This window comes from Thiohalobacter sp. IOR34 (assembly GCF_030406045.1).
Lineage (GTDB): Bacteria > Pseudomonadota > Gammaproteobacteria > Thiohalobacterales > Thiohalobacteraceae.
Genome location: NZ_CP128988.1, coordinates 2,041,570 through 2,065,808 on the forward strand (window position 1 = coordinate 2,041,570; position 24,239 = coordinate 2,065,808).

Here is a 24,239-nt window from a genome sequence, read left to right on the forward strand (position 1 = left end):
ACCTTCTGTCAAGTTTTGCTTCCACTGAATAGTGTTTCGTTCATTTCGTCCACCACCTTCTTGAGGCCTTGCTCGCCGAAAAGCTCGATCCCCAGGTTTGCCGCGTTCAGGATGGATAGTGGTGGCTGGAACAGGTCATCCAGCGTGAGCCTGCCCCGGGCAATGCCGCGGTTCTTGAGGAGCGCAAGATACTGGGCCTGCTCCGGGCTCAGGTTACGCGTGACCAGCCAGGCACGGAAGTTTTCCTCGACTACTTCCTCGCGGCTCTTGATCTTCTGCTGGCCGAGGGCGGCACGGATGAAATCCACCAGCGTCCCGCCCGGATTGCGGTAGGCCCTGCGCAGGTTTTCTTCGTTGAAATATCGTTCCGGCTGGTTAAGCCGGTCGGCGAGCTGTTGCTCTTCATCTTCGGATAGCGGTTCGCCTGATTTGACCTTATTGATAATCGGGTCACGTTCCACGGCTTCACGGATGGCCTGTTCCCAATCGGTGACATACTCGCGTTTGTCTACGCGCTCACCTTCCGGCCCGACCTCTACGTAGTTGACTGCCTCCAACCATTCGTCTTCGAGGCCCAATTCCACCAGCTCGCGCGGGGACACCCCTTTTGGTTTGCTGACCGCCGGCGCATGCCCACCGCCTGCGCCGGTGAAGATATCGGTGTCACTGTCATTGAAATACTGATGGTTACGGAAGAAGTCGTAGATCACGAACTTCTCTTTGCCAATATGGGGCGCAGTGCGTGTGCCCCGCCCTCGCATCTGCTGATACAGAATAGGACTGCGTACCCGCCGGCACATGACCAGATGCAGGACTTCGCGGCAGTCAAAGCCGGTATCCAGCATACCGACACTTACGGCAACCATGGGGTAGTCTTCGCGCTTGAACTTGCGAATTAACTCATCGGCATTGGGCACGTCGCTGGTAATCACTTCGGCGTACCGGCCCTGATGCTCGGGATGCAGCTCGTTGAGATATTGCGCCAAACGCGCGGCATGATGCTTGGTGATGGCGAAGACAACGGCCTTGCCCGGCCCCACCTTCTGCCCAGGGGCCAGTTCCTTGTAGTTCTGCCACGCCAGGCGATCGAACTCTTCCATCATGAGCCGGTTGGTCTGCTCATTCGTCCATTTACGCTCGAACTCAGCTGGGTCGTAGTGTTCCTCCTCAACATCTGCGCCTTCCGCGATGATCTCGGTGATACCCTCAGCGAACCGATAGGGCACCAGATAACCGTTCTTGAAGGCGTCCTGGATGGGATAGGAGAAATCCGGCGTGTCGTCCTTGCACTGATAGAATTTGAATGTGTTGCGTTCGATGTAGGCGGCCGGTGTCGCCGTCAGGCCGATGTGAATGGCATCGAAGTGCGTCAACGCCGTCTGCCAAGCGCCATAAATAGAACGGTGGCACTCATCAGCAATGACCACATCGAAATATCCGCTCGTATATTCGTGGTAGCGACCGATCATGGTTTGCAGCAGACATACCGTGATCTGCTGCTCAGTGCGCACCATGCCCGGCTTGAGCCAGTAGTGGCTGTATTGGCCCAGCAGGTCGCTGATCGCCTCCAACGCCTGCTTGGCGAGCTGTTCGCGGTCCACCAGGAACAGCACGCGCTCGGCATGGCCCGCCTGCATCAGGCGCTTGATATACTGGCAGATGAGGTCGGTCTTTCCGGTGCCAGTAGGCAGCTCGATCAGAAAACGACGTTTCCCGAGTTCGAGCGCTCGATCCATGGCACGCATGGCGTCCTTTTGATAGGGACGCAGTTCACGGGTCTCGCCCTGGCGGGTGTAATAGTCAGGGATCTCAATGGTAGCAAGCGGCTTGCGCTCGGTGCGCATGTGCACGAGGCGTTCCATGTCGCGCCGCGAGAAGAACGAATTGACGATGCGCGCATCGTCATTCTGGTAGTCCCAGAAATAGATCAGCTCCCCATTGGTCAAGAAGATGAAGGGCGCCTTGAGCTGCTTGGCATAGGGCAGTGCCTGCTGCTTGGCCACATAAGGATGAATGGCCTTCTTCTTGGCCTCGATCACCGCCAGAGGGCGGCCGCGCTGGTCAAGCAGCACATAGTCGGCTCGCCCAGTGGGCACTTCATCCCCGTCCGACGTGCGCAGAGCGCCGGCATCGCCATCGGCACCTGGGTACGCGACACCACTAGAACCGCCACCGGCCTTGACCTCGGTCAGAACCTGGGACTTATCCGCAGGATCCCATCCCGCCTGGCGCAACCAGTCATCGATAACAATCCGGGCATCGGTTTCCTTGGTGGTGTCTTTTGCCATATCTCCCCGTGACCTATTGGTATTCGGTAAAATAGTCCGCCAGATTGCGACCGTTGAAATACACATCACAAACCAGCCGCCCCCGGTCAATCTTGTATGCCTTGGCAAGATTAACGACCTCGCCCTGGATCAATCGCGCCAGTTTCTGCTTTGCCTGCTGCCCGGCTATCGTATTGATCTCAGGGGCATCGTAGCCCGTCGGCCGTACCCGAGACCCGGTCTGGCCGTTCCATTTCCAGCCGTTTGCCACTTCGAACGTATCCCCATCAATCACTACTGAAACTGTGAATTGCGTCATTGGCCTTACTCCTCTGGATTCGGTTGTGGTAATCCAGATAGAGCAAGCGATATGCCATCACCCGCAACGACCCACGTTCACGTTAACATTCAAATACTTATGATACGATTCCTCGTCCTCTTGTGATCAAGGCCTTTCAACCAAAGTTTAACCAATTTAAACCCGGGTTGAAATTATTGTTTTGTCTTCCGCAGGAACTTGTGTACCGCTTGCGGCGTCACCCCCAACAGCCGCGCCGCCTCGCTCTGGTTCCCCTGACTGATTTCGAGCGCCCGTAACACCAGCTGCTTGCGCGCACTGGACAGGAATTCCTCCAGCGAAAAGCCTTCAACCGGTTCCGGCAATGCTGCCAGCGGATCGGCATGACCCACCGGTTCGCTGAGCAGCAGGTCATCTGCATCCAACACGGGCGAACGTGCCAGTCGCGCAGATCGTTCGATGACGTTCGACAGGTCACGGATGTTGCCCGGCCAGTCATGCGCCTGAAGTCGCTGCAATGCCGCCGTGGTCAGCCGCTTCGGCTGCTTGAGACTGGCATTCACTCTATCCAGAACGGCGAGCGCCAGCTTAGGGATATCACTGCGCCGATGCCGGAGTGCTGGCAGGCGGATCTCACCGACGTTCAGGCGATAGTAGAGATCCTCACGAAACTTACCCCGCCTGATGGCGCGAGCCAGATTGGCATTGGTTGCTGCGATCAGGCGCACATCGACATCAATGGGTTTCCCGGCACCCACCGGCTCGATTTGGCCCTCCTGCACAACGCGCAACAACTTCGCTTGCGTCTCCAGAGGTAGTTCGCCGAGTTCGTCCAGAAACAGCGTTCCACCATCCGCCTGAGCAAACTTGCCCTCCTGGTCGGATATGGCACCAGTAAAGGATCCCTTGCGATGACCAAATAGTATGCTCTCAACAAGATCCTTTGGGGTCGCGGCGCAGTTGATAGCCACGAAACGTTCCGCCGGCCGACCACTGGCCAAGTGGACGAAGCGCGCCAGCAACTCCTTTCCGGTACCTGTCTCCCCCAGAATCAGAATCGGGACATCCGAGGATGCGAGCGTGGCCGCGATCTCAAGCGCCTTTTTCAACTCGGGGTGGTCACCCACGATGCCCAATGAACGGATGATCTCACCGGTATCTATCGGTGCATAATAAGGCTCCGGTTCCGACACCTGGGCGCTGCGAACCTCTGGAAATTCTCGCGACAAAAGATCGACTTCACTGACAAGCGGCTTATCAGCGGTCACAAAGCGAGGCGGCCTGATGTGGAGAATCCGCGCAGGCAACTCACCGCTGGCAACCATCAGGAGCCAGGCTGCGTGCATTTGCGGGGTGCCGGAAGCAACAGCTACCGAAAGATCCATCCGGGCACCATAGGATTCCAATGTTGGCCTGACCTTTGTGCGAAGTACGCGCAGGATTTCAATGTAATCCGTGGGATCGCTCAGCGCCGCGTCGATGATGGAAATTTCAATTCCCGGATTCGACGCCCTGAGTGCTGATTCGGTTGCCGCGGTGTTTTCCCGCGTATTCAACGTTGAAATCAATACAACGTGGTCAAAGGGCCTTGCCTTCACCAGGGAAAGAATCGGGCCTGCCTGTTGCTCCTCCCCAACCAAGCCAAGGCTGTAAGGGTCATGAAAACCAGTAAATGTGAGGAGAATCTTCATCCGACCTTCTTCAAAGGTGGCACCTTTTTATGGGAATTCATGGCATGCCAAAGGTCCCAGTCCCGCTGCAGGTTGAGCCAGAATTCCGGCCCGGTCTTAAGCGCCTCGCCTAACGCCAAGGCAGAGTCCGCGCTGACATTCCGCCGGCCGTTGATGATTTCGTTCAACCGGGCATAGGTCCAACCAAGATGTTGGGCGAATTCCTTTTGCGTGACACCTAGTGGTTCAAGAAATTCCTTGAGAAGCATCTCACCGGGATGGGTAGGTGGTCGTTTCTTCGGAAGCATCTCGTTTCACCCATGGTAATCAGTAATTTTTACATCCTGCGCATCATTCCCTTTCCAGCGGAAAATAATGCGCCACTGGTCATTGATGCGAAGGCTCCAGAAACCTGCCAGATCACCGTGCAGCTTCTCCAGGCGATTGCTCGGCGGTATTCGCAATACCTCCAGTGATGATGCCGCATTAATCTGGTCCAGCAGGCGTCTGGCCTTGCCATGCGATTCACGCGGTAATTTGCGGGCGTACCGGCTATTGACCCCATCGTAGATATCCAGGGTTGCCTTGTCCGCCACACTTCGCAACATGCATTGAAGATATCGGTTATCGATATATCGGGCAAGCAGTAATTTGGAAAACTGACCAATTTGGTCATGAAAACACCAGAAAAATGGTCTGATAGGGCTCACCAAGGGAAGGGGTTGGTAACGGCAAAGGCCCTACCCGAAAGGGCCGCCGCGCTCGAAGGGGCGCGCGGCGATGAAAGGGTTACGCAAAGGGCGGCGCATCCGCCTCTGGAAAATCCGCCCGGAACGGTAATCACGTTTTCCATGGTGTGACCCGGTCGGCGTTGGCACAGTGCCGACGCATGAGCACGCCACCTGTATCCCGCATCACCCTCGCCCACATCCACGAAGCAGGTCTCGGCCCATGGATAGAGCCTTGCCGGGTCCTGCTCGAGCATCTCAGGGGTCTGGAAAGGGTCATCGAGGACCCGGACGAGCTTCCCTCGGCCGTCGTGCTGGGCGCCCTGCGGGCGGCAATCGCGGCGCCGCTTCCGCGCCAGGCGGCCATCCTGCGCCATCAGCTCTGCCGCCTGCCCCTGTTCGAGTACCGGGCAGCCGCCGCCGGCGAGATGTGGAATCCGCTCGTGCTCCCGCTCGAGGATTTCCTGAAACGGCACGGCAACGCCGTGCATTTCTGGCGCGACTGGGCACCCTGGCCCCGTCCCGAAGAGGTCTCGGAATGGCTGGACCAATGGGTGCGCTGCTGAGCCTCTGGGGCAGAAGACGCCATGTCGACCCGCCGGTAGAGGGGGCTCTGCCGGTGCTGGACGCCGGTGCCCTGCTCCGCCCGCACCGGTCTCAGCTGGCCACCATCCGACAACTGGTCGGGGTGCCCCGCGCCCACTGGGTGGCGTTCTACGCCACGGTCTTCGAGGCCTACGCCGGCTTCGTCCAGCAGCTGCCGGCCTCGGAGGCCCACCACCACGCCGGCCCGGGCGGCATGCTGGTCCACGGGCTGGAGGTGGTGCGCGAGGCCCTGAAACTGCGCCGGGGCCGGCTGCTTCCCCCGGGGGCTGCCGCCGAGGAGCTGGCCGCCCGGCAGGACCTCTGGACCTACGCCACGGCCACCGGCGCCCTGCTCCACGACCTCGGCAAGCCGGTCACCGACCAGCGGGTGCGGTTGTACGACCGGCAAGGCCGGGAACTCGGACACTGGGATCCCTGGGCCGGCCCCCTCCCCGCCGTGGCGGGCTGGTACCGGGTGGAGTTCGTGCGGGAGCGACGCTACCGGTTCCACGAACGGGTCCCGCCCCTGCTGGTCCGCTTCATCCTGCCCCAGCGGGGCCTGAGCTGGCTGGCCTCCGATCCGGAGGTCTTTGGGGCCTGGCTGGCCGCCATCTCCGGGGATGCCGACCGCGCCGGCGTCCTCGGCGAGCTGGTGCACCGGGCGGACGGCCTGTCGGTGGCGAGCGACCTGGCCGGGGTGCCGGCCCGCATGTCCTCGGCCCGGCGCAAACCCCTCGTCGCCCGGCTGCTGACCGGCCTGCGATACCTGCTGGACCAGGGCAGCCTGCCTCTGAACCGCCCGGGCGCCGCCGGCTGGCGGCTCGACGACGACCTGTGGCTGGTCAGCAAACGCGTGCTGGATGCCCTGCGCGAACACCTGAGCCAGGAAGGCCAGGAGGGCGTACCGACACGCAACGACCGGCTGATGGACGAGCTGCAACAACACGGGTTACTGACGCCCAACGGCGATCGGGCCGTCTGGATCGTGCAGGTGACCACCGGTGACTGGTCGCAACAGCTCACCGTGCTGCGCTTTCCCCTGCAAACCCTGTGGCCGGACCCGGACGCCCGGCCGCCGGTGTTCGATGGCAGTGTCGCGCCCGTGGGAGAAAACCGGGACGACACGACAAGTGAGGACCCAAAGTCCACACCAGGGCCGGAACCATCACCTCCGGATGCTGATGACGCATCGGAAGCACCCGTTGAGGCATCGCCTTCGGAACCACGAGAGACAGAGATCTCCGAAGAGGACGATCCCGGCCATCGCTTCCTTCACTGGCTGAAGGAGGGACTCGCTTCCGGGTCTCTTCTCATCAATGCGGTGAACGCCCGCGTCCATGTGGTTCCTGAAGGCCTGCTGCTGGTGAGCCCCGGCATTTTCAAGGATTTCGACCGGGAGAACTGGACGCGGGTACAGAAGCGTTTCCAGAAGCTCAAACTGCACAAGCGCACTCCACAGGCCACCAACATCTGGTCTTATCAGGTCAAGGGCGATCGCAAGCAAAGCCGCATCAACGGCCTCCTGATCACCGAACCCGAGCAGGTCCTCGGCCTGCAACTGCCACCGCCCAACCCTCACCTGACGCAGAAGGCGTGATCCCCCATGGGACCCATCTTCGACAACCGGCTGCGTCCCGTCATCGAGTTCATTCCGGCCACCGTGCTCGTCGGGCTGGCGGTGGTGCTGCTCCACGACCCCGTGCTGTTCTTTCCCCTCCTGCCGGGCCTGGCCGAAGTGACCGCGGCCGGATTCGGTGCGCTGGGTCTGCTCCGCGCCTGGCAGGGCTTTCGCCTCGTGCGCTACCGGCGGCAGCTGCGGCGCCTGCCCCGTTACGTGCTGCCCGCGAAGCGTATCCCCCTTTCCCGGCACAAGCTGTTTCTGGGCCGGGGCTTCCCATGGGACCAACGCCACAGCCAGCGCCTGGTGGAGGTGCGCTCACCCCAGGCCCGGCGCTGGCTGGAACCGGGCGTGTTCTATCGGGCCGCCCGGGCGTTCGAGCTGCGCTTCGAGCACTCGGGGCTGCTCGGCTGGCTGACCCGGCTCACGCGCACCGATGCCTGGTGGAACCCGGTGCGTCCCCTGCCGCCCCTGGGCGGCGATCCGGCCCTGCACGGCGTCGGCCTGGAGGACGAGCGTGCCATCTGGATGGATCTGGGCGACCGGGTGGGCCACACCTTGGTGCTGGGCACCACCCGCGTGGGCAAGACCCGCCTGGCGGAGCTGTTGGTGAGCCAGGACATCCGCCGCGGTGAGACGGTGATCGTGTTCGACCCCAAGGGTGACGTGGACCTGCTGCGCCGCATGTTCGCGGAGGCCAGGCGTGCCGGCCGGCTGGACCAGTTCCACATCTTCCACCTGGGGTTCCCGGAGATCTCGGAACGCTACAATCCGGTGGGCGAATTCGGCCGCATCACCGAGGTGGCCACCCGCATCGCCTCCCAACTGCCCTCCCAGGGCAATTCCGCCGCCTTCCGTGAGTTCGCCTGGCGCTTCACCAACATCGTGGCGCGGGCGCTGGTGGGGCTGGGACGCAAGCCCGACTATGCCGCCGTCGCCCGCTACGTCACCAACATCGAGCCATTGCTGGTGGACTACTACCACCTGTGGCTAGAAAGCGAGGCCCCCGGCGACTGGCGGTCGGGGGTGCAGACCATCGAGGGCAACATCGACGACAAGAAGCTGCCCCTGGCCCTGCGCGGCCGGGACCGGCACGCGGTGGCGCTGGTGAAGTTCGCCAAGGAGCGCAACCTCTACGACCCCGTCGCCGACGGCCTGCGCTCCGCCTTCGAGTACGACAAGACCTACTTCGACAAGCTGACTGCGAGCCTGCTGCCGCTGCTGGAGAAGCTGACCAGCGGCAAGAGCGGCGAGCTGCTGGCGCCCGACTACGGCGACACTCGCGATCCCCGCCCCATCCTGGACTGGATGCGGGTGATCCGCCAGCAGGGCATCGTCTACGTGGGACTGGACGCGCTGTCGGACGCCGAGGTGGCCGGGGCGGTGGGCAACTCCATGTTCGCGGACCTGACCTCTATCGCCGGTCAGCTCTACAAGCACGGCGACACCCTGGGCCTGCCCGAAGTCGCCGGGCACCGCCGCGCCCGTATCGCCATCCACGCCGACGAGTTCAATGAGCTGATCGGCGACGAGTTCATCCCCCTGCTCAACAAGGCGGGCGGCGCCGGGGTGCAGGTCACCGCCTACACCCAGACCGCCTCGGACATCGAGGCCGGGATCGGTGACCGGGCCAAGGCGGGCCAGGTGAGCGGCAACCTCAACACCCTGATCATGCTGCGGGTCAAGAACGAGGAGACCGCCGCCATCCTCACCGACCAGCTCCCCAAGGTGCGGGTCTACACCAAGGTGGCCGAGTCCCGCACCACCGACAACAACGACCCGGACACGCCAGTGGATTTCGTCGCCCAGAACGCGGACCGCCTGACCGAGATCGAGACCGAGATGCTCACCCCGGCGGACCTAGTACAGCTGCCCAAGGGGCAGGCCTTCGGGCTGCTCGACGGGGGACGGCTCTACAAGCTGCGGCTCCCCCTGGCCGGGGACGACCCCCTGCTGCCGCGGGACATGGATGAGATCAGGGCCTGGGTAGAGCGTTGCCGCGGGGAGCAGCCATGACCCGCAGGCGGCTGACCGGGGTGCTCTGGACGCTGAAGTGGTTCTTCATCGTGTGCCTGCTGGTGCTGGCGGTGGACATGCTCTACGTGCTCTGGCCCTATCCCGACGGGGCGCGGGGCGTGGCCGCCCTCAAGGCCAATCTCGCGGCCGAGGTGGACCTGATCGGCCGGCTGGCCGACGACCGCGCCTGGACCATCATCCGCACCCTGGCCGACGGGGCCTACGAGACCATCTTCGTCTGGACGGGGCTGGACGAGTTCATGCGCCGGGCGGTGGACCCGGCACCGCTTTCACCCCTCAACGAGACCATGCGCCGGTTCGTGCTCGGCAACTGGGTCTTTCTGGAGACGGCGGCCTCCGGCCTGCAGCTCTTCGCCCTGCGCCTCGGGGTGCTGGTCCTGGCCATGCCCCTGTTCCTCATCACCGCCTGTGCCGCGGCCGCCGACGGCCTGATCACCTGGTATCTGCGGCGCACCGGCGCCGGCCGGGAATCCGGCTTCATCTACCACCGCACCAAGCGCGGCCTGGCCCTGTCCGTCCTCGCCCTCTGGCTGATCTACCTGGTACCACCCATCCCGCTGGACCCGCGCTGGGTGATTCCACCCTTCCTGTTCATCTTCGGCATCACGGTCCGGGTGACGGTGGCGTACTTCAAGAAGTATCTGTAACACTTTGTGGTTTCCCGGAAAAAACCGCCCGTCCTGGGCAGGAAATGGAAAAATCGGCGCTCGGTTTCAAGCTCGAAAGCCCCGCTCTGCATACGCGCTTTCTTGGATTTTTTTCTACCTCACCAAAGCTAGTATGGGCCGCATGTTAGGCACTTTGGAGCACAAATCCTGTGCCAAACAGCAATACCGACCCATTTACGCTCCGTGGTAACTAAATGAGAACACTCGACCTTAAGGAAGCAGCGGTATTCCTAAAGATGCACCCCCAGACGGTCAGGCGACTCGCCAAAGAAGGGAAAATCCCCGCTGCGAAACCCGGAAAACACTGGTGTTTCATTGAGGAGGATCTTGCCGCCTATTTGCGGTCGATGTACTCTCATGTGCGGCAGGTGCCGCAAGGGAGCACACAGGAGGCAACCTTATGGCACTGTACAAAAGGCCGAACTCCCGTTATTGGTGGGTCCGTTTCACGGCCCCCGACGGACGGCAAATACGCGAGTCTACTCAGACTGCCGACAGGAAAGCCGCCCAAGAGTACGAAGACCGACGGAAAGCGGAACTCTGGCGGCAACAGAGACTAGGTGAGAGACCGCGTTACCGCTGGCAACAGGCAGTTGAACGGTGGCTGATCGAATCTGAAGGAAAAGCCAGCCTTGAGGATCTGAAGATTCACCTGCGATGGGTCCACACACATCTGTATGACCTGTATCTGGACACCATCGACAGGGACTTAATCGACAGGATCACAAGGATGCGACTCCAGGAAGGCGTATCGAATGCTACCGTCAACCGCATGCTGGAAGTCGTACGAGCGATTCTGCGACGGGCAGCTAACGATTGGCAATGGATCGATCGAGTTCCCGCCGTAAGAATGCTCCCGGAGCCAAAACGAAGGATACGTTGGCTCACGCGCGAAGAAGCCGATCGGTTACTTCAGGAGCTTCCTGAGCATCTTGAAGCAATGGCACGTTTCAGCCTTGCAACGGGACTGCGAGAAAGAAACGTCACGCGTTTGGAATGGTCACAGGTGGATCTATCACGCCGCATGGCATGGATTCATCCGGATCAGGCCAAAGCCAGAAAACCGATTGCGGTACCGTTGAATAACGAAGCAGTACTGGTACTTCGTCGCGAGTACGGCAAACATCCTGTGCGCGTTTTCACGTACAGGGGACGACCGGTGGACAAAGCGAACACCCGTGCTTGGAGGCAAGCGTTGGATCGTGCTGGTATCGAAGACTTTCGTTGGCACGACTTGCGCCACACATGGGCATCGTGGCATGTGCAGAACGGCACACCGCTACATGTCTTGCAGGAACTTGGCGGGTGGTCATGCTACTCGATGGTTCAACGCTATGCCCACTTGTCAGCAGAACACCTGGCGGGATACGCGGATAACATTTCCCGAATTTGCGCTGTTACTAGCACATTTTCGGGCACACATGGAGAGGATGAGAAAGAACAAGCGGCTGGATAACACCATAACCGCTTGTATTTTCTTGTAAAAATGGCGCGCCCGGAAGGATTCGAACCTCCGACCACCTGGTTCGTAGCCAGGTACTCTATCCAGCTGAGCTACGGGCGCCTGAGAGCCGGCAATTATCCAGAAATCTGCGCATAATTCAAGCTCGGTCTTGCGGCCACTCCGTCAAACCCACCATTCTGAATCGAGGGTTCGAATCCAACTGACTGATCCATTGAAAAAGGCCCCACAAGGGGGCCCTTTTCGATGGATGGCGGAGAGAGAGGGATGATTCGGGGCTACGCCCCTCACCCTACGGGCCGCCTCCGCTGCGCTGCGGCGTTCTCCACGGCCTTGCGGCCGCTCCGTCGAACCCGTTTTTTCTGACATCGAGGGTTTGAATCCAACTGTCTGATCCATTGAAAAAGGCCCCGCAAGGGGGCCTTTTTCAATGGATGGCGGAGAGAGAGGGATGATTCGGGGCTACGCCCCTCACCCTACGGGCCGCCTCCGCTGCGCTGCGGCGTTCTCCACGGCCTTGCGGCCGCTCCGTCGAACCCGTTTTTTCTGACATCGAGGGTTTGAATCCAACTGTCTGATCCATTGAAAAAGGCCCCGCAAGGGGGCCTTTTTCGATGGATGGCGGAGAGAGAGGGATTCGAACCCTCGATGGAGCTTTTGACCCCATACTCCCTTAGCAGGGGAGCGCCTTCAGCCGCTCGGCCATCTCTCCGGATACACCGTCTGCTGCAAACAGGGTGGGTAGGATACCTGCGAGACTGGCCTGCGTAAAGACTGCCCTCCCCTTTCGACCGCCGCTCCTACTTGTCTCCGGCGGCCACGCCGTTTTCTTCCTGTTCCTGACGGATGCGCTCGTAGATTTCCTCACGATGCACGGCCACCTCCTTCGGGGCATTGACGCCAATGCGCACCTGATTGCCCTTCACACCGAGCACGGTCACCGTCACGTCATCGCCGATCATAAGGGTCTCACCAACCCGACGAGTCAAAATCAACATGTGTGAATCTCCTTAACCCAATCCACGTCCGAGCAAATCTCCCGTCCCTAGTCAGCGTGCCGAACATAGTTATAAAAGTCGTCTCGGCCGGCCTGACATAACCTGCTTGTCGGCCAATGCCGGCGAAACTATAGCCGTTCACTTAATCACCAGTTGTCTTCGGGATAGTACCGACCGGCAGCCACCCTGGTCGTGGCCAACGGGAGACCGGGCGCTGGCCTATTGCTGAGGCGCCTGGTCGAGCTGGAAGGCGTCGTGCAGGGCACGCACGCCCAGTTCGAGATACTTCTCGTCCACCACCACCGAGATCTTGATCTCGGAGGTGGATATCATGCGAATGTTGATGCCTTCCCGGGCCAGGGTCTCGAACATCTCCGAGGCGATGCCGGCATGCGAGCGCATGCCCACGCCCACCAGCGAGATCTTGACGATCCGGTCATCGCCCGATACCTCCCGTGCCCCCATTTCGCCGGCCACCTGCCGCACGATCTCCAGGGCCCGGGGATAGTCGTTGCGGTGTACGGTGAAGGTAAAGTCGGTAGTACCGCCATCCGGAGCGACGTTCTGGATGATCATGTCGATCTCGATGTTGGCCTCCGCCACCGGCCCCAGCAGCTTGTGCGCCACACCCGGCTGGTCGGGCACGCCGAGGATGGTCAGCTTGGCCTCGTCGCGATTGAAGGCGATGCCGGAAATCAACGCGTTTTCCATAGTTCCTTCCTCGTACGTGATCAGCGTACCCTCGCCCTCTTCAAAGGAGGATAGTACACGCAGCGGCACATTATACTTGCCGGCGAACTCGACGGCGCGGATCTGCAACACCTTGGAGCCGAGGCTGGCCATCTCCAGCATCTCCTCGAAGGTGATGCGCTCCAGCCGCCGGGCCTGGGGCACAACCCTGGGGTCGGTGGTATAGACGCCATCGACGTCGGTGAATATCTGGCACTCGTCGGCGTTCAGCGCCGCGGCCAACGCTACCGCGGTCGTGTCAGAGCCGCCGCGACCCAGGGTGGTGATGTTGCCCTGCTCGTCGACCCCCTGGAAACCGGCCACCACCACCACCCGGCCGGCGTCGAGATCCTGGCGCACACGGCTACCGTCGATGTCCTGAATCCGGGCCTTGTTGTGGGCGCTGTCGGTCAGGATGTGGACTTGGCTGCCGGTATAGGATCGGGCCGGACAGCCGCGCTTTTCCAGCGCCAGGCTGAGCAGGGCAATGGTCACCTGCTCACCGGTGGAGAGCAGCACGTCGAGCTCACGCGGCACCGGCTGGTCGGTGATCGCCCGTGCCAGGCCCAGCAGCCGGTCGGTCTCGCCGCTCATCGCCGACACCACCACCACCAGGTCGTGGCCGGCATCGCGGTAGCGCTTGATCTTGTCGGCCACCGCCTCGATGCGCTCCGTCGTGCCCACCGAGGTGCCACCAAATTTTTGAACGATCAACGACATGCCACACCCGTCACCGGCACCGGTGTGCCGGGTCACCGAAAGCCGGGCATTGTACCCGTAAACGGCCGGCAGAATCCACAGAATACACCCCCGCCGAGGGGTCAGCCGCCACCGCCGAGCTGGGTCTCGATCCAGCCGGGAACCGCGGCCAGGGCGGCATCGAGCGCGGAGGGATCCTTGCCACCGGCCATGGCCAGATCGGGGCGGCCGCCGCCCTTGCCGCCCACCTGCCGGGCGACGAAATTCACCAGTTCGCCGGCCTTGAGGCGGTCGGTCTCGGCCTTGGTGACCCCCGCGACCAGGCTGACCTTGTCGCCGTCCACCGCAGCCAGGACCACCGCAGCGTGGCCCAGCTTGTTCTTCAATTGGTCCACGGTGTCACGCAGGGACTTGGGATCCACGCCCTCCAGCTTGGCCGCCAGCACCCGGATGCCGCCGATCTCAACCGCCTGCGCGGCCAGGTCGCCGCCCTGGCTGCTGGCCAGCCTGGCCTTGAGCCGCTCGAGTTCCTTCTCCAGGCCCCGGTTACGCTCCAGCAGGGCCTGAACCTTGTCCTCGACCTTGCCCAGATCGGCCTTGAGCAGGCCGGCGATGCGCTTGAAGCCCTGCTCCAGGCCGTTGACGTAGTCCAGCGCGGCCTGGCCAGCGACCGCCTCGATGCGGCGCACGCCGGCGGCCACGCCACCCTCGGAGACGATCTTGAACAGGCCGATGTCACCGGTGCGCTGGACGTGGGTGCCACCGCACAGCTCCACCGAGAAGTCCCCCATGGAGAGCACGCGCACGATGTCGCCGTACTTCTCGCCGAACAGGGCCATGGCCCCGGCCGCCCTGGCCTCGTCGGGGGACATGAGCCGGGTCTCCACCGGCAGGTTTTCGCGGATCTTGGCGTTGACCAGGGTCTCGATCTCGGCCAGCTGTTCCGGGGTCAGCGCATCGAAGTGGGAGAAGTCGAAGCGCAGCCGCCCGGCCTCCACCAGCGAGCCCTTCTGCTGCACGTGCTCACCGAGCACCTGGCGCAGGGCGGCGTGCAGCAGGTGGGTGGCGGAGTGGGCGGCGGCGATCTCGCGGCGGCGCGAGGTGACCACCTCGGCCTCCAGCGAGTCGCCCACGGCCACCGCGCCCCTTTCCACCTGCACCCGGTGGAGGAAGGCCTCACCCTGTTTCTGGGTGTCCAGCACGCGCAGCTCGGCGGCGTCGGTGCGCAGCACCCCGGTGTCACCCACCTGGCCGCCGGACTCGGCGTAGAAGGGCGTGCGGTCGAGCACCAGCAGCCCCGCCTCGCCTTCGCCCAAGCGCTCCACCGGCTCGCCGTCGCGGAACAGGGCGAGGATGCGCCCGCGGTCATGCAGCCGGTCGTAGCCGGTGAACTCGGTCTTCGCCGCCACCTGCAGGCCCTCGCCATGGACCGCGGAGAAGCTGCTGGCCGCGCGTGCCCGCTCGCGCTGCGCCGCCATCTCGCGCTCGAAGCCTTCCATGTCGATGCGCAGACCGCGCTCGCGGGCGATGTCGGCGGTGAGGTCCACGGGGAAGCCGTAGGTGTCATAGAGCCGGAACACGGTCTCCCCGGGGATCTGCTTGCCCTCGAGACCGGCGATGGCCTCCTCCAGCAGGGCCATGCCATGATCCAGGGTTTCGGCGAAACGTTCCTCCTCCTGGCGTAACACCTGTTCCACACGGGGTCGGGCCTCGACCAGCTCGGGGTAGGCGTCGCCCATCACTTCGCACAGAGGGGCGACCAGCTTGAAGAAAAAGGGCTCACGCAGACCCAGCTTGTGGCCGTGGCGGATGGCGCGGCGGATGATGCGCCGCAGCACGTAGCCGCGACCCTCGTTGGAGGGCACCACGCCGTCGGTGACCAGGAAGGCGCAGGCGCGGATGTGGTCGGCGATGACACGCAGCGAGGTGTTTTGCAGATCGTCGCAGCCGGCCAGCCGGGCGGCGGCCTCGATGAGCCGGCGGAACAGGTCGATGTCGTAGTTGTTGTGCACGCCCTGCAGCACCGCGGCGAGGCGCTCCAGGCCCATGCCGGTGTCCACCGAGGGCTTGGGCAACGGGGTCATGTTGCCGTCGGCGTCGCGGTCGTACTGCATGAACACCAGGTTCCAGATCTCGATATAGCGGTCGCCGTCCTCCTCCGGGGTACCGGGCGGGCCACCGGGGATCTCCGGACCGTGGTCGTAGAAGATCTCCGAGCAGGGGCCACAGGGACCGGTATCGCCCATCGACCAGAAGTTGTCGCTCTCGTAGCGCCGGCCGCCGGGCTTGTCGCCAATGCGCGAGAAGCGCGCCGGATCGACGCCGATCTCCTTCAGCCAGATGTCGGCAGCCTCGTCGTCCTCTTCGTAGACGGTGACCCACAGCCGCTCGGGCGGCAGCTTGAATTCCCGGGTCAGCAGCTCCCAGGCATAGTGGATGGCTTCGCGCTTGAAGTAGTCGCCGAAGCTGAAGTTGCCCAGCATCTCGAAGAAGGTGTGGTGGCGCGCGGTGTAACCCACGTTCTCCAGGTCGTTGTGCTTGCCGCCGGCACGCACGCAGCGCTGGGAACTGGCGGCGCGGGTGTAGGGGCGGGTCTCGCGGCCGGTGAACACCTCCTTGAATTGCACCATGCCGGCATTGGTGAACAGCAGGGTGGGGTCATCGGCCGGCACCAGCGGGCTGCTGGGCACGATCTCGTGGCCGCGTTCGCGGAAGTAGTCGAGGAACCGGGTGCGGATTTCGGCGCTGCTGATCATGGGTCTTCTGCGTTGAAGCATGGCTATGTGTCTGATCGCGCGAAGCTTACCCCATGGCGGGGCGCCAGTCACTCATTACGGAACACGGCCTGGATCTGCTCATGGGTAAAGCCGCGGTTGAGCATGAAGCGCTGCTGGCGAGCGCGCTCGCGGTAATCCGCCGGCGGGCGCCCGGCGAAGCGCTTGTGCCAGGCCTCGGCCGCCAGGCGTGCCCAGTCGACACCGGCGTCCGCCAGGCTGGCCTCGATCAGCCCGTCGTCGATGCCGCGCTCGCGCAGCTCGGCGCGAATGCGCTGCGGCCCGAAGCCGCGGCCGCTGCGGCTGTAGACGTAGCTCTCGGCGAAACGGCTGTCGCTCTGCAGCCCCTCGGCACCCAGGGCATCGAGCACCCCCTCGACAAGCGCCGCCGGGTAGCCGCGCTGGGCCAGCTTGCGCCCGAGTTCCAGGCGGCTGTGCTCACGCCGCGCCAGCAGGCCGAGCGCCGTCTCCCGCGCCGCGCGGCGCAGCTCTTCATCATCAGCAGATTCAGACGCTGCCTGCATGCCGAGGTTTCATGCCATGCCCACGAAAGACCTGGCAGGCTGTTGAAAAACCCGCTGACGGCACGATACGGCGTTCCGGCCCTTGACCAGGAGACCGACCCTTGCCGGCGGGCCGCGCCTTGTCCCGGCACAGGCCTGATGCCCTGAACTCGGCATGTTCAGTTGCCGGGTCAATAGCGCACATTTTTCGTGGGTTTCGTGGCCAACGTTCAGTTCAGGGCCTCTGGCGGAACCGCCTCTTCCAGCTCGTCCGCCGGCGGTGCCGTAACCAGCAGCTTGGCGCGGATCTGGGCCTCGATCTCGGCAGCGATGTCCGGATTCTCCTTGAGGAAGTTACGGACGTTTTCCTTGCCCTGGCCGATACGCTCACCCTGGTAGCTATACCAGGCACCGGACTTGTCGACGATGCCCTCGGCCACGCCAAGATCGATCAGCTCGCCCTCGCGGGAGATGCCCTCGCCATAGAGGATTTCGAACTCGGCCTGCTTGAAGGGGGGGGCCATCTTGTTCTTCACCACCTTGACCCGGGTCTGGTTGCCCACCACCTCGTCGGCCTTCTTGATGGCACCGATGCGGCGGATGTCCAGGCGCACCGAGGAATAGAACTTGAGGGCGTTGCCGCCGGTGGTGGTCTCCGGCGAGCCGAACATGACGCCGATCTTCATGCGGATCTGGTTGATGAAGATCACCAGGGTGTTGGAGCGCTTGATGTTGCCGGTCAGCTTGCGCAGCGCCTGGGACATCAGCCGTGCCTGCAGACCGACGTGCGAATCGCCCATCTCACCCTCGATCTCGGCCTTGGGAGTGAGCGCCGCCACCGAGTCGACCACCACCACGTCCACGGCGCCGGAACGCACCAGCATGTCGGTGATCTCCAGGGCCTGCTCGCCGGTGTCCGGCTGGGAGACCAGCAGATCGTCGATGTTGACCCCCAGCTTCTCGGCATAGGTCGGATCCAGGGCGTGTTCGGCGTCGACGAAAGCGGCGGTGCCGCCCTTTTTCTGGCACTCGGCGATCACCTGCAGGGTCAGGGTGGTCTTGCCGGAGGACTCCGGTCCGTAGATCTCCACCACCCGGCCGGCGGGCAGGCCGCCGATGCCCAGCGCCACGTCGAGGGTCAGCGAACCGGTGGAGATCGCCTCCACGTCGCGCACCGCGCCGACATCGCCCATGCGCATCACGGCGCCCTTGCCGAACTGCTTCTCGATCTGGCTCAGTGCGGCACCCAGTGCCTTGCGCTTGTTCTCGTCCATCATGCGTTCTCCCCTGTCTGCTGCGGCCGCCGCACGGCCCTCGAATCGGATCGGAAATACTGCGCAGAGTTATACTGGATGTTTATCCAGTTGTCCAGGGCGGGGGATCGATCAGGCGTCGCCGGCCAACGGCCAGCACTCCAGCAGCTCGTAGCGCACCCCGTTGTCGGTGGAACGCGACTCGACCAGGCAGAAGCGGTCCACGGCCCAGTCGATGGGCACGACCTCCTCCGGCACCCGCCGCCGCCGCGCCTTGCGGGCCAGGGTGACATGGACCGCGAAGGGACGCGGATCGGGCTGGTGGCCGCATTCGGTCGCCAATGCCTCGTTGAGCCGCCGGACCAGCGACGACAGCGCCTCGGGCACCTCGCCCGCCCCCAGCCAGGCGATCCGCGGCCGCTGCCAGTAGCCGTACTGGTCGAGCCGCAGCCGGAAGGCTGAACCCCCCACCCCGGCCGCGGCGCGGCGCAGGCAGTCGCGCTGCTCGGCATCCACCGGCCCGATGAAGGCCAGGGTCAGGTGCAGGTTGTCCGCCGCCACCGGCCGGCCGTTGCCGCGGGCCACCGCCCGCGCCACCCGCGCCAGGGCGCTGCGGGTGGCGGCGTCCGGCCAGAGGGCGAAGAACAGCCGCTGCCGGGGCGGGCCTGCCGGCTCAGTCACCGAGGGCATCGAGCAGGCCATGCAGGGCATAGCCGACCGCCTGCAGGCGCACCGCCTCGCGGTCGCCGATGAAGTACTCGGTCTCGCTGCGCGGCGGCCGGCCCTCGCGGGCGAAGGCGAAACAGACCATGCCCACCGGCTTGCCCGGCGTCGCCCCGCCCGGCCCGGCGATGCCGCTGATGGCGACAGCGAGCTGCGCCCGGCTGTGGGCCAGGGCACCGGCGGCCATCTCGGCCACGGTCGCCTCGCTGACCGCCCCCTGCGTCTCCAGGGTGGCGGCACTCACCCCGAGCATCTCCTGCTTGGAGGCATTGCTGTAGGTGACGAAACCGCGCTCGAACCAGGCGGAGCAGCCGGGGACGTCGGTGATCACCTTGGCCAGCCAGCCACCGGTACAGGACTCGGCAGTGGCCAGCTTCACCCCGGCCGCCTGCGCCGCTTCGCCCAGCGCCCGGGCGAGCCCGGCGATGTCCCGTTCCCTGCCGCTCTCTCCAGCCATGACCGTCTCCCGGGCGTGCGCCCCTGCTGCCGCCGGCGCGGCCGGCGTGCCTCAGCGATAGGCGAGAATCCGCGCCCCGTGGCGGAACCCGCCCCCTGGCCCGGCCGGCTCGACCCGCAGCACCTCGACCTCGGCATGCAGCGGCGGCACCAGGGCCCGTTCCGGCTCGATGCGCACCTCCAGCCGGTCGCCCGGCGCGAAGGACCGCTCCAGGCTGAAGGCCAGCCCCTCGCTGCTCAGGTCATGGGCCCGGCCCAGCAGCCGCTCCCCGCTGACGACATCCTGGCACTGCAGCTCGCAGTCCAGCAGCATGCGCATGAATTCCCGCTTTTCCTCGTAGCCCCGTGCCATGGTCCAGCCCTCGTCCGTTCGAGCCTCCTTGGTACCAAAGCCGCCCGTCCGGTGCAAGTGGGCCGGCAGGCGGATTTCCATTAGACTTCCGCCGATGTCGACCGCCAGCAAGCCAGCCACCGCTCACACCCCGATGATGCAGCAGTATCTGCGCATCAAGGCCGAGCATCCGGACATCCTGGTCTTCTACCGGATGGGCGACTTCTACGAGCTGTTCTACGAAGACGCCCGCCGCGCCGCCCGGCTGCTGGACATCACCCTGACCCGCCGCGGCCAGTCGGCGGGCGAACCCATCCCCATGGCCGGCATCCCGGTGCATGCCGTCGATCAGTACCTGGGGCGGCTGGTGCGCCAGGGCGAATCGGTCGCCATCGCCGAGCAGATCGGCGACCCGGCGAAGAGCAAGGGGCCGGTGGAGCGCAAGGTGGTGCGCATCGTCACTCCGGGCACGGTGACCGAGGAGTCCCTGCTCGAGGAGCGCCGCGACAACCTGCTGGCCGCGCTGCAATTTGCGCCGGGGGGGGCGGTCGGCATCGCCGCCCTGGACCTCGCCAGCGGCCGCTTCACGGTCCAGGAGGTGGACGGCGACGAGGCCCTGTCCGGCGAGCTGGAGCGACTCGCGCCGCGGGAGCTGCTGGTCAGCGAAACGGCCGAGCACCCGCTGCTCGACGACGAGACCGCCGGCCTGCGCCGCCGCCCCCCCTGGCACTTCGACACCGAGAGCGCCGAGCGGCTGCTCTGCGAGCAGTTCGGCACCCGTGACCTGTCCGGCTTCGGCTGCGAGGGGCTGGCGCTGGCGGTGGCCGCCGCCGGCGCCCTGCTGCAGTACGTCCGCGAGACCCAGCGCACCGCCCTGCCCCACCTGCGAGGCCTGCGCCACGAGCGCCGTGAGGAGACCCTGATCCTGGACGCCGCCAGCCGCCGCAACCTGGAGCTGGACAGTACCACCTCGGGGCGCAGCGAGCACAGCCTGGCCTGGGTCATGGACAGCACCGCCTCGGCCATGGGCAGCCGGCTGCTGCGGCGCTGGATCCACCGGCCGCTACGCGACCAGGCCCTGCTGCGCCGCCGTCACCAGTGCGTCGCGGCGCTGCTCGACAACCACCGGCACGAGGAGATCCACGAGGCCCTCACCGGGCTGTGCGACATGGAGCGCATCCTCGCCCGGGTGGCCCTCAAGTCGGCCCGGCCACGCGACCTGTCCGGCCTGCGCGACAGCCTCGGCCGCCTGCCGGCCCTGCAGCGGCTGCTGGCCGCCATCGACGACCCGCTGCTCGGCGAGCTGGCCGGGCGCATCGGCGAGCACCCCGAGGTGCAGGCGCTGCTGCAGCGGGCGCTGGTCGAATCGCCGCCGGTGCTGACCCGCGACGGCGGCATGATCGCCGAGGGCTACGACCCCGAACTGGACGAACTGCGCCGGCTGTCGCAGAACGCCGACCAGTACCTGATCGAGCTGGAGGCACGGGAGCGCGAGCGCACCGGCATCGCCGGCCTCAAGGTCAGCTACAACCGGGTGCACGGCTACTATATCGAGGTCAGCAAGGCCCAGGCGGCGCAGGTGCCCGATGACTACCAGCGGCGCCAGACCCTGAAGGGCGCGGAACGCTACATCATTCCCGAGCTCAAGGCCTTCGAGGACAAGGTGCTGTCGGCGCGGGAACGCGCCCTGGCCCGCGAGAAGGCCCTCTACGAGGCCCTGCTGGAACGGCTGCTGGGGGATCTGCCGGCCCTGCAGGGCTGCGCCGAGGCGCTGGCCGAGCTGGACGTGCTGGCCTGCTTCGCGGAACGCGCCGAGCGCCTGGACTTCAGCCGGCCGCAGCTCGACGAGGCCCCCGGGCTGGAGATCGAGGCCGGGCGGCATCCGGTGGTGGAACAGGTCACCGACAACCCCTTCGTCGCCAACGATTGCCGCTTCGACGACGAGCGGCGGATGCTGATCATCACCGGACCCAACATGGGTGGCAAGTCCACCTACATGCGGCAGACGGCGCTGATCGTGCTGCTCGCCCACATCGGCAGCTTCGTCCCCGCGGACCGGGCGCGGATCGGCCCCATCGACCGCATCTTCACCCGCATCGGCGCCTCCGACGACCTGGCCTCGGGACGCTCGACCTTCATGGTGGAGATGACCGAGACGGCCAACATCCTGCACAACGCCACCGGGCAGAGCCTGGTACTGATGGACGAGATCGGCCGCGGCACCAGCACCTACGACGGCCTGTCCCTGGCCTGGGCGGTGGCCGCCGACCTGGCGCGGCGGATCCGTGCCTTCACCCTGTTCGCCACTCACTATTTCGAATTGACCCGGCTGCCCGAGCACTACCCGGGCATCGCCAACGTGCACCTGGACGCCATGGAACACGGCGACAGCATCGTCTTCCTGCATGCCGTCAAGGACGGCCCGGCGGACCGCAGCTACGGCTTGCACGTTGCCGCCCTGGCCGGCATCCCCGCCGAGGTTCTCCACCAGGCAAGGGAACGCCTCAAGGAACTGGAGGCGCAGACACTCGAAACAAGCCGCCGCAATGACGACAGCGGCGGCCAGCTTGGCCTGTTCGAGAACTACGCCGAACACCCCATCCTCGAGGCCCTGGAAGGCATCGACCCCGAAGAGCTGAGCCCGCGTCAGGCCCTGGATGTGCTGTTTCAGCTGCGTGGACTGCTGGACGGCTGAGCCGTCTGCCCCCTGGCCCGAATGTGGCGCCAAGGCTTCGATTCTCAGGACAGGTCAATGTGCAACAGCTGAACTACACCTTGAATTGCCCGACCAGGCTCTGAAGCTGCGCCGCCAGGTGAGCCATTTCATTACTGGACGAGGCTGTCTGCTGCGCACCAACAGCAGCTTGGCTGGCAACTTCGTTGATGCGCGTAATATTACCGTTGATCTCCTCTGCCACGGCACTCTGTTCCTCAGCCGCGGTAGCAATCTGGGCATTCATCTGGTTTATGGATTCCACCGCCTCGGTAATGGCAGTGAGGGATTCGCCGGCCTTGCCCGCCTGCTCCACGCTGGCCTGCGCCTGCTGCCGCCCCTGATCCATGACTTCGACAGCCTGTGCAGCACCGATCTGGAGCCGCTCGATCATTTCCTGGATCTCCCGGGTCGACTGTTGGGTTCGCCCTGCCAAGGTGCGGACTTCGTCAGCCACCACGGCGAAACCGCGACCCTGCTCACCGGCACGAGCCGCCTCGATGGCTGCATTCAAGGCCAACAGGTTGGTCTGTTCGGAAATCCCCCGGATAACCTCAAGGACCAACCCTATGTTTTCGCTATCATTCTCCAGTTTGTGAATGACTTCTGCTGCACGCTCCACCTCGGCAGCCAACCCATTGATGGAGGAAATAGTCTGATCAACAACTTGCCGGCCACTTTCAGCCTCGCTAGTCGCCTTGTAGGCGCCTTCGGCAGCAGCTGCAGCATTACGCGACACCTCGTGCACCGTGGCCGTCATCTGATTCATCGCCGTCGCAACCTGTTCGGTCTCGCTCAGTTCCAGGTCAACGCTTTTGCGGCTCTCGGCAGAGATGGTTGACATTTCCTCGCTTGCGGATGCCAGCTGTGCGACCGCTGCAGCGACCTCAGCAATGATACTCTGCAGTTTGGCGACGAAAGTATTGAAACCACCTACCAGTTGGCCGATCTCGTCATCGCCGCTCACCTTCAAACGTCGGGTAAGATCCCCTTCACCACTCGCGATCTCCTGCAGGGAATGCGCAACATCAAGAATACGCCGGCTGACAACTGCGCTAACCAAATAGCCAATCACTCCGACAAGCGCCGCCACCAACAGACTGATAATCAACCCAACCTGCAGTGCATTGTCGGAGGCTTCATTGGCTGCTTCGATAGCACCGGTAAAACGTTCATAACCCGCGGTTCGAAACGAAGCCAACTGGTTGCTGAACTCAGCCAAGGCCTTGCCCATGCGGTCCGCCATCGGCTTGATGCGGGCCATATCAATGGAGCCCTCAACCATGCCCACGGTGAGCTTGCGTGCCGTGGCGTAGTATTCGTCGAACAATGACGCCAACTGCTCGGTACTGGCTGCAATACCTGGATCAAATCGTGCTATTTCCTTAAAGGCATCGCGCATTCCTTTTGCCAATTCATCCGCATCGGCAATCATCTCCAGCTCACCACTGTCCACCGCTGAATTCAGCGTCACCTTGATACTGTCAAGCCGTACACGATTGGCATCGATACGTTCCAATGTCGGGAAATAGACATCGCGAACGTTGTGTAATCGCTCTGCATTGCCCTGGGTAACGCTGTAATTGAAGACGAGATTGCCCGTGAAGCCAACAATGGCCAATACCACCACCAGCAAAATCTTGAAACGTACTGAAAGCGAACTCAGCCACCCCATTGTTGGTTCTCCGTTGTCTAACAGGACCCATTCACTTATTCAGCCCTTGCGC

Annotated in this window: 20 protein-coding genes, 2 tRNA genes and 1 pseudogene; 7 read left to right on the plus strand and 16 right to left on the minus strand. The window is 63.9% G+C overall.

What is annotated here, in order from left to right; all coding sequences use genetic code 11:
* Positions 1-8: 8 nt before the first annotated feature.
* The 5 genes from QVG61_RS09435 to QVG61_RS09455 all read right to left on the minus strand — a co-directional run bounded on the left by QVG61_RS09435 (position 9) and on the right by QVG61_RS09455 (position 4,843).
* Positions 9-2,288: a type I restriction endonuclease subunit R gene (locus QVG61_RS09435; RefSeq protein WP_289930384.1), complete on the minus strand. Its 2,280-nt coding sequence runs from the start codon at positions 2,286-2,288 to the stop codon at positions 9-11.
* Positions 2,289-2,301: 13 nt separating this feature from the next.
* Positions 2,302-2,586 carry a hypothetical protein gene (locus tag QVG61_RS09440; RefSeq protein ID WP_289930385.1) on the minus strand — a complete coding sequence of 95 codons (285 nt, stop codon included), beginning with the start codon at positions 2,584-2,586 and terminating at the stop codon, positions 2,302-2,304.
* A 173-nt stretch (positions 2,587-2,759) separates the two neighbouring features.
* A complete protein-coding gene (locus QVG61_RS09445; RefSeq protein WP_289930386.1) occupies positions 2,760-4,256 on the minus strand; it encodes a sigma 54-interacting transcriptional regulator in 1,497 nt (498 codons plus the stop codon).
* A complete protein-coding gene (locus QVG61_RS09450; RefSeq protein ID WP_289930387.1) occupies positions 4,253-4,543 on the minus strand; it encodes a HigA family addiction module antitoxin in 291 nt (96 codons plus the stop codon). Before QVG61_RS09450 ends, QVG61_RS09445 begins: the two co-directional genes overlap by 4 nt.
* 6 nt (positions 4,544-4,549) lie before the next feature.
* The gene (locus QVG61_RS09455; RefSeq protein ID WP_289930388.1) at positions 4,550-4,843 is read right to left on the minus strand and encodes a type II toxin-antitoxin system RelE/ParE family toxin; all 294 of its coding nucleotides are present in this window, start codon (positions 4,841-4,843) and stop codon (positions 4,550-4,552) included.
* 281 nt (positions 4,844-5,124) lie between these two features.
* Here QVG61_RS09455 and QVG61_RS09460 point away from each other — a divergent pair, with 281 nt between their 5' ends.
* The 6 genes and pseudogenes from QVG61_RS09460 (at position 5,125) to QVG61_RS09480 (ending at position 11,327) form a co-directional block, all read left to right on the plus strand.
* Positions 5,125-5,529, plus strand: a complete 405-nt coding sequence (locus QVG61_RS09460) for a hypothetical protein (RefSeq protein ID WP_289930389.1) — start codon at positions 5,125-5,127, stop codon at positions 5,527-5,529.
* Positions 5,502-7,145 carry a MobH family relaxase gene (mobH, locus tag QVG61_RS09465; RefSeq protein ID WP_289930390.1) on the plus strand — a complete coding sequence of 548 codons (1,644 nt, stop codon included), beginning with the start codon at positions 5,502-5,504 and terminating at the stop codon, positions 7,143-7,145. The genes QVG61_RS09460 and mobH overlap by 28 nt, the downstream gene beginning before the upstream one ends.
* A gap of 6 nt (positions 7,146-7,151) precedes the next feature.
* A complete protein-coding gene (gene traD, locus QVG61_RS09470) occupies positions 7,152-9,182 on the plus strand; it encodes a type IV conjugative transfer system coupling protein TraD (RefSeq protein WP_289930391.1) in 2,031 nt (676 codons plus the stop codon).
* The gene (locus tag QVG61_RS09475) at positions 9,179-9,850 is read left to right on the plus strand and encodes a DUF4400 domain-containing protein (RefSeq protein WP_289930392.1); all 672 of its coding nucleotides are present in this window, start codon (positions 9,179-9,181) and stop codon (positions 9,848-9,850) included. The genes traD and QVG61_RS09475 overlap by 4 nt, the downstream gene beginning before the upstream one ends.
* A 257-nt stretch (positions 9,851-10,107) precedes the next feature.
* Positions 10,108-10,158, plus strand: a pseudogene (locus QVG61_RS13660) (hypothetical protein); the annotation flags it as partial.
* A 113-nt stretch (positions 10,159-10,271) separates the two neighbouring features.
* On the plus strand, positions 10,272-11,327 hold the full coding sequence (locus tag QVG61_RS09480; RefSeq protein ID WP_289930393.1) for a site-specific integrase: 1,056 nt from the start codon (positions 10,272-10,274) through the stop codon (positions 11,325-11,327).
* 31 nt (positions 11,328-11,358) lie between these two features.
* Here QVG61_RS09480 and QVG61_RS09485 read toward each other — a convergent pair.
* From QVG61_RS09485 to QVG61_RS09530, 10 genes are all read right to left on the minus strand, one after another.
* Positions 11,359-11,435 (minus strand) — tRNA-Arg (locus tag QVG61_RS09485).
* A gap of 517 nt (positions 11,436-11,952) precedes the next feature.
* A tRNA-Ser gene (locus QVG61_RS09490) sits at positions 11,953-12,045 on the minus strand.
* Between the two features lie 88 nt (positions 12,046-12,133).
* Positions 12,134-12,331 carry a carbon storage regulator CsrA gene (gene csrA, locus QVG61_RS09495; protein ID WP_289930394.1) on the minus strand — a complete coding sequence of 66 codons (198 nt, stop codon included), beginning with the start codon at positions 12,329-12,331 and terminating at the stop codon, positions 12,134-12,136.
* A gap of 219 nt (positions 12,332-12,550) precedes the next feature.
* Positions 12,551-13,780, minus strand: coding sequence for an aspartate kinase (locus QVG61_RS09500; RefSeq protein ID WP_289930395.1), 1,230 nt, complete (start codon positions 13,778-13,780; stop codon positions 12,551-12,553).
* A 101-nt stretch (positions 13,781-13,881) separates the two neighbouring features.
* Positions 13,882-16,515 carry an alanine--tRNA ligase gene (alaS, locus tag QVG61_RS09505; protein ID WP_289930396.1) on the minus strand — a complete coding sequence of 878 codons (2,634 nt, stop codon included), beginning with the start codon at positions 16,513-16,515 and terminating at the stop codon, positions 13,882-13,884.
* A 68-nt stretch (positions 16,516-16,583) separates the two neighbouring features.
* Positions 16,584-17,057 carry a regulatory protein RecX gene (locus tag QVG61_RS09510; protein ID WP_289930397.1) on the minus strand — a complete coding sequence of 158 codons (474 nt, stop codon included), beginning with the start codon at positions 17,055-17,057 and terminating at the stop codon, positions 16,584-16,586.
* A gap of 209 nt (positions 17,058-17,266) precedes the next feature.
* A complete protein-coding gene (gene recA, locus QVG61_RS09515) occupies positions 17,267-18,310 on the minus strand; it encodes a recombinase RecA (RefSeq protein WP_289932763.1) in 1,044 nt (347 codons plus the stop codon).
* Positions 18,311-18,421: 111 nt separating this feature from the next.
* On the minus strand, positions 18,422-18,970 hold the full coding sequence (thpR, locus tag QVG61_RS09520) for an RNA 2',3'-cyclic phosphodiesterase (RefSeq protein WP_289930398.1): 549 nt from the start codon (positions 18,968-18,970) through the stop codon (positions 18,422-18,424).
* Positions 18,963-19,469: a nicotinamide-nucleotide amidohydrolase family protein gene (locus tag QVG61_RS09525; RefSeq protein ID WP_289930399.1), complete on the minus strand. Its 507-nt coding sequence runs from the start codon at positions 19,467-19,469 to the stop codon at positions 18,963-18,965. The genes thpR and QVG61_RS09525 overlap by 8 nt, the downstream gene beginning before the upstream one ends.
* Before the next feature lie 51 nt (positions 19,470-19,520).
* A complete protein-coding gene (locus QVG61_RS09530) occupies positions 19,521-19,901 on the minus strand; it encodes a PilZ domain-containing protein (RefSeq protein WP_289930400.1) in 381 nt (126 codons plus the stop codon).
* A 13-nt stretch (positions 19,902-19,914) separates the two neighbouring features.
* Between QVG61_RS09530 and mutS the strand changes: the two genes are divergently transcribed.
* Positions 19,915-22,494, plus strand: a complete 2,580-nt coding sequence (gene mutS, locus QVG61_RS09535) for a DNA mismatch repair protein MutS (RefSeq protein ID WP_289930401.1) — start codon at positions 19,915-19,917, stop codon at positions 22,492-22,494.
* Between the two features lie 73 nt (positions 22,495-22,567).
* On the opposite strand, the gene QVG61_RS09540 is transcribed toward mutS, so the two are convergent.
* Positions 22,568-24,187 carry a methyl-accepting chemotaxis protein gene (locus QVG61_RS09540; protein WP_289930402.1) on the minus strand — a complete coding sequence of 540 codons (1,620 nt, stop codon included), beginning with the start codon at positions 24,185-24,187 and terminating at the stop codon, positions 22,568-22,570.
* Positions 24,188-24,239: the final 52 nt, after the last annotated feature.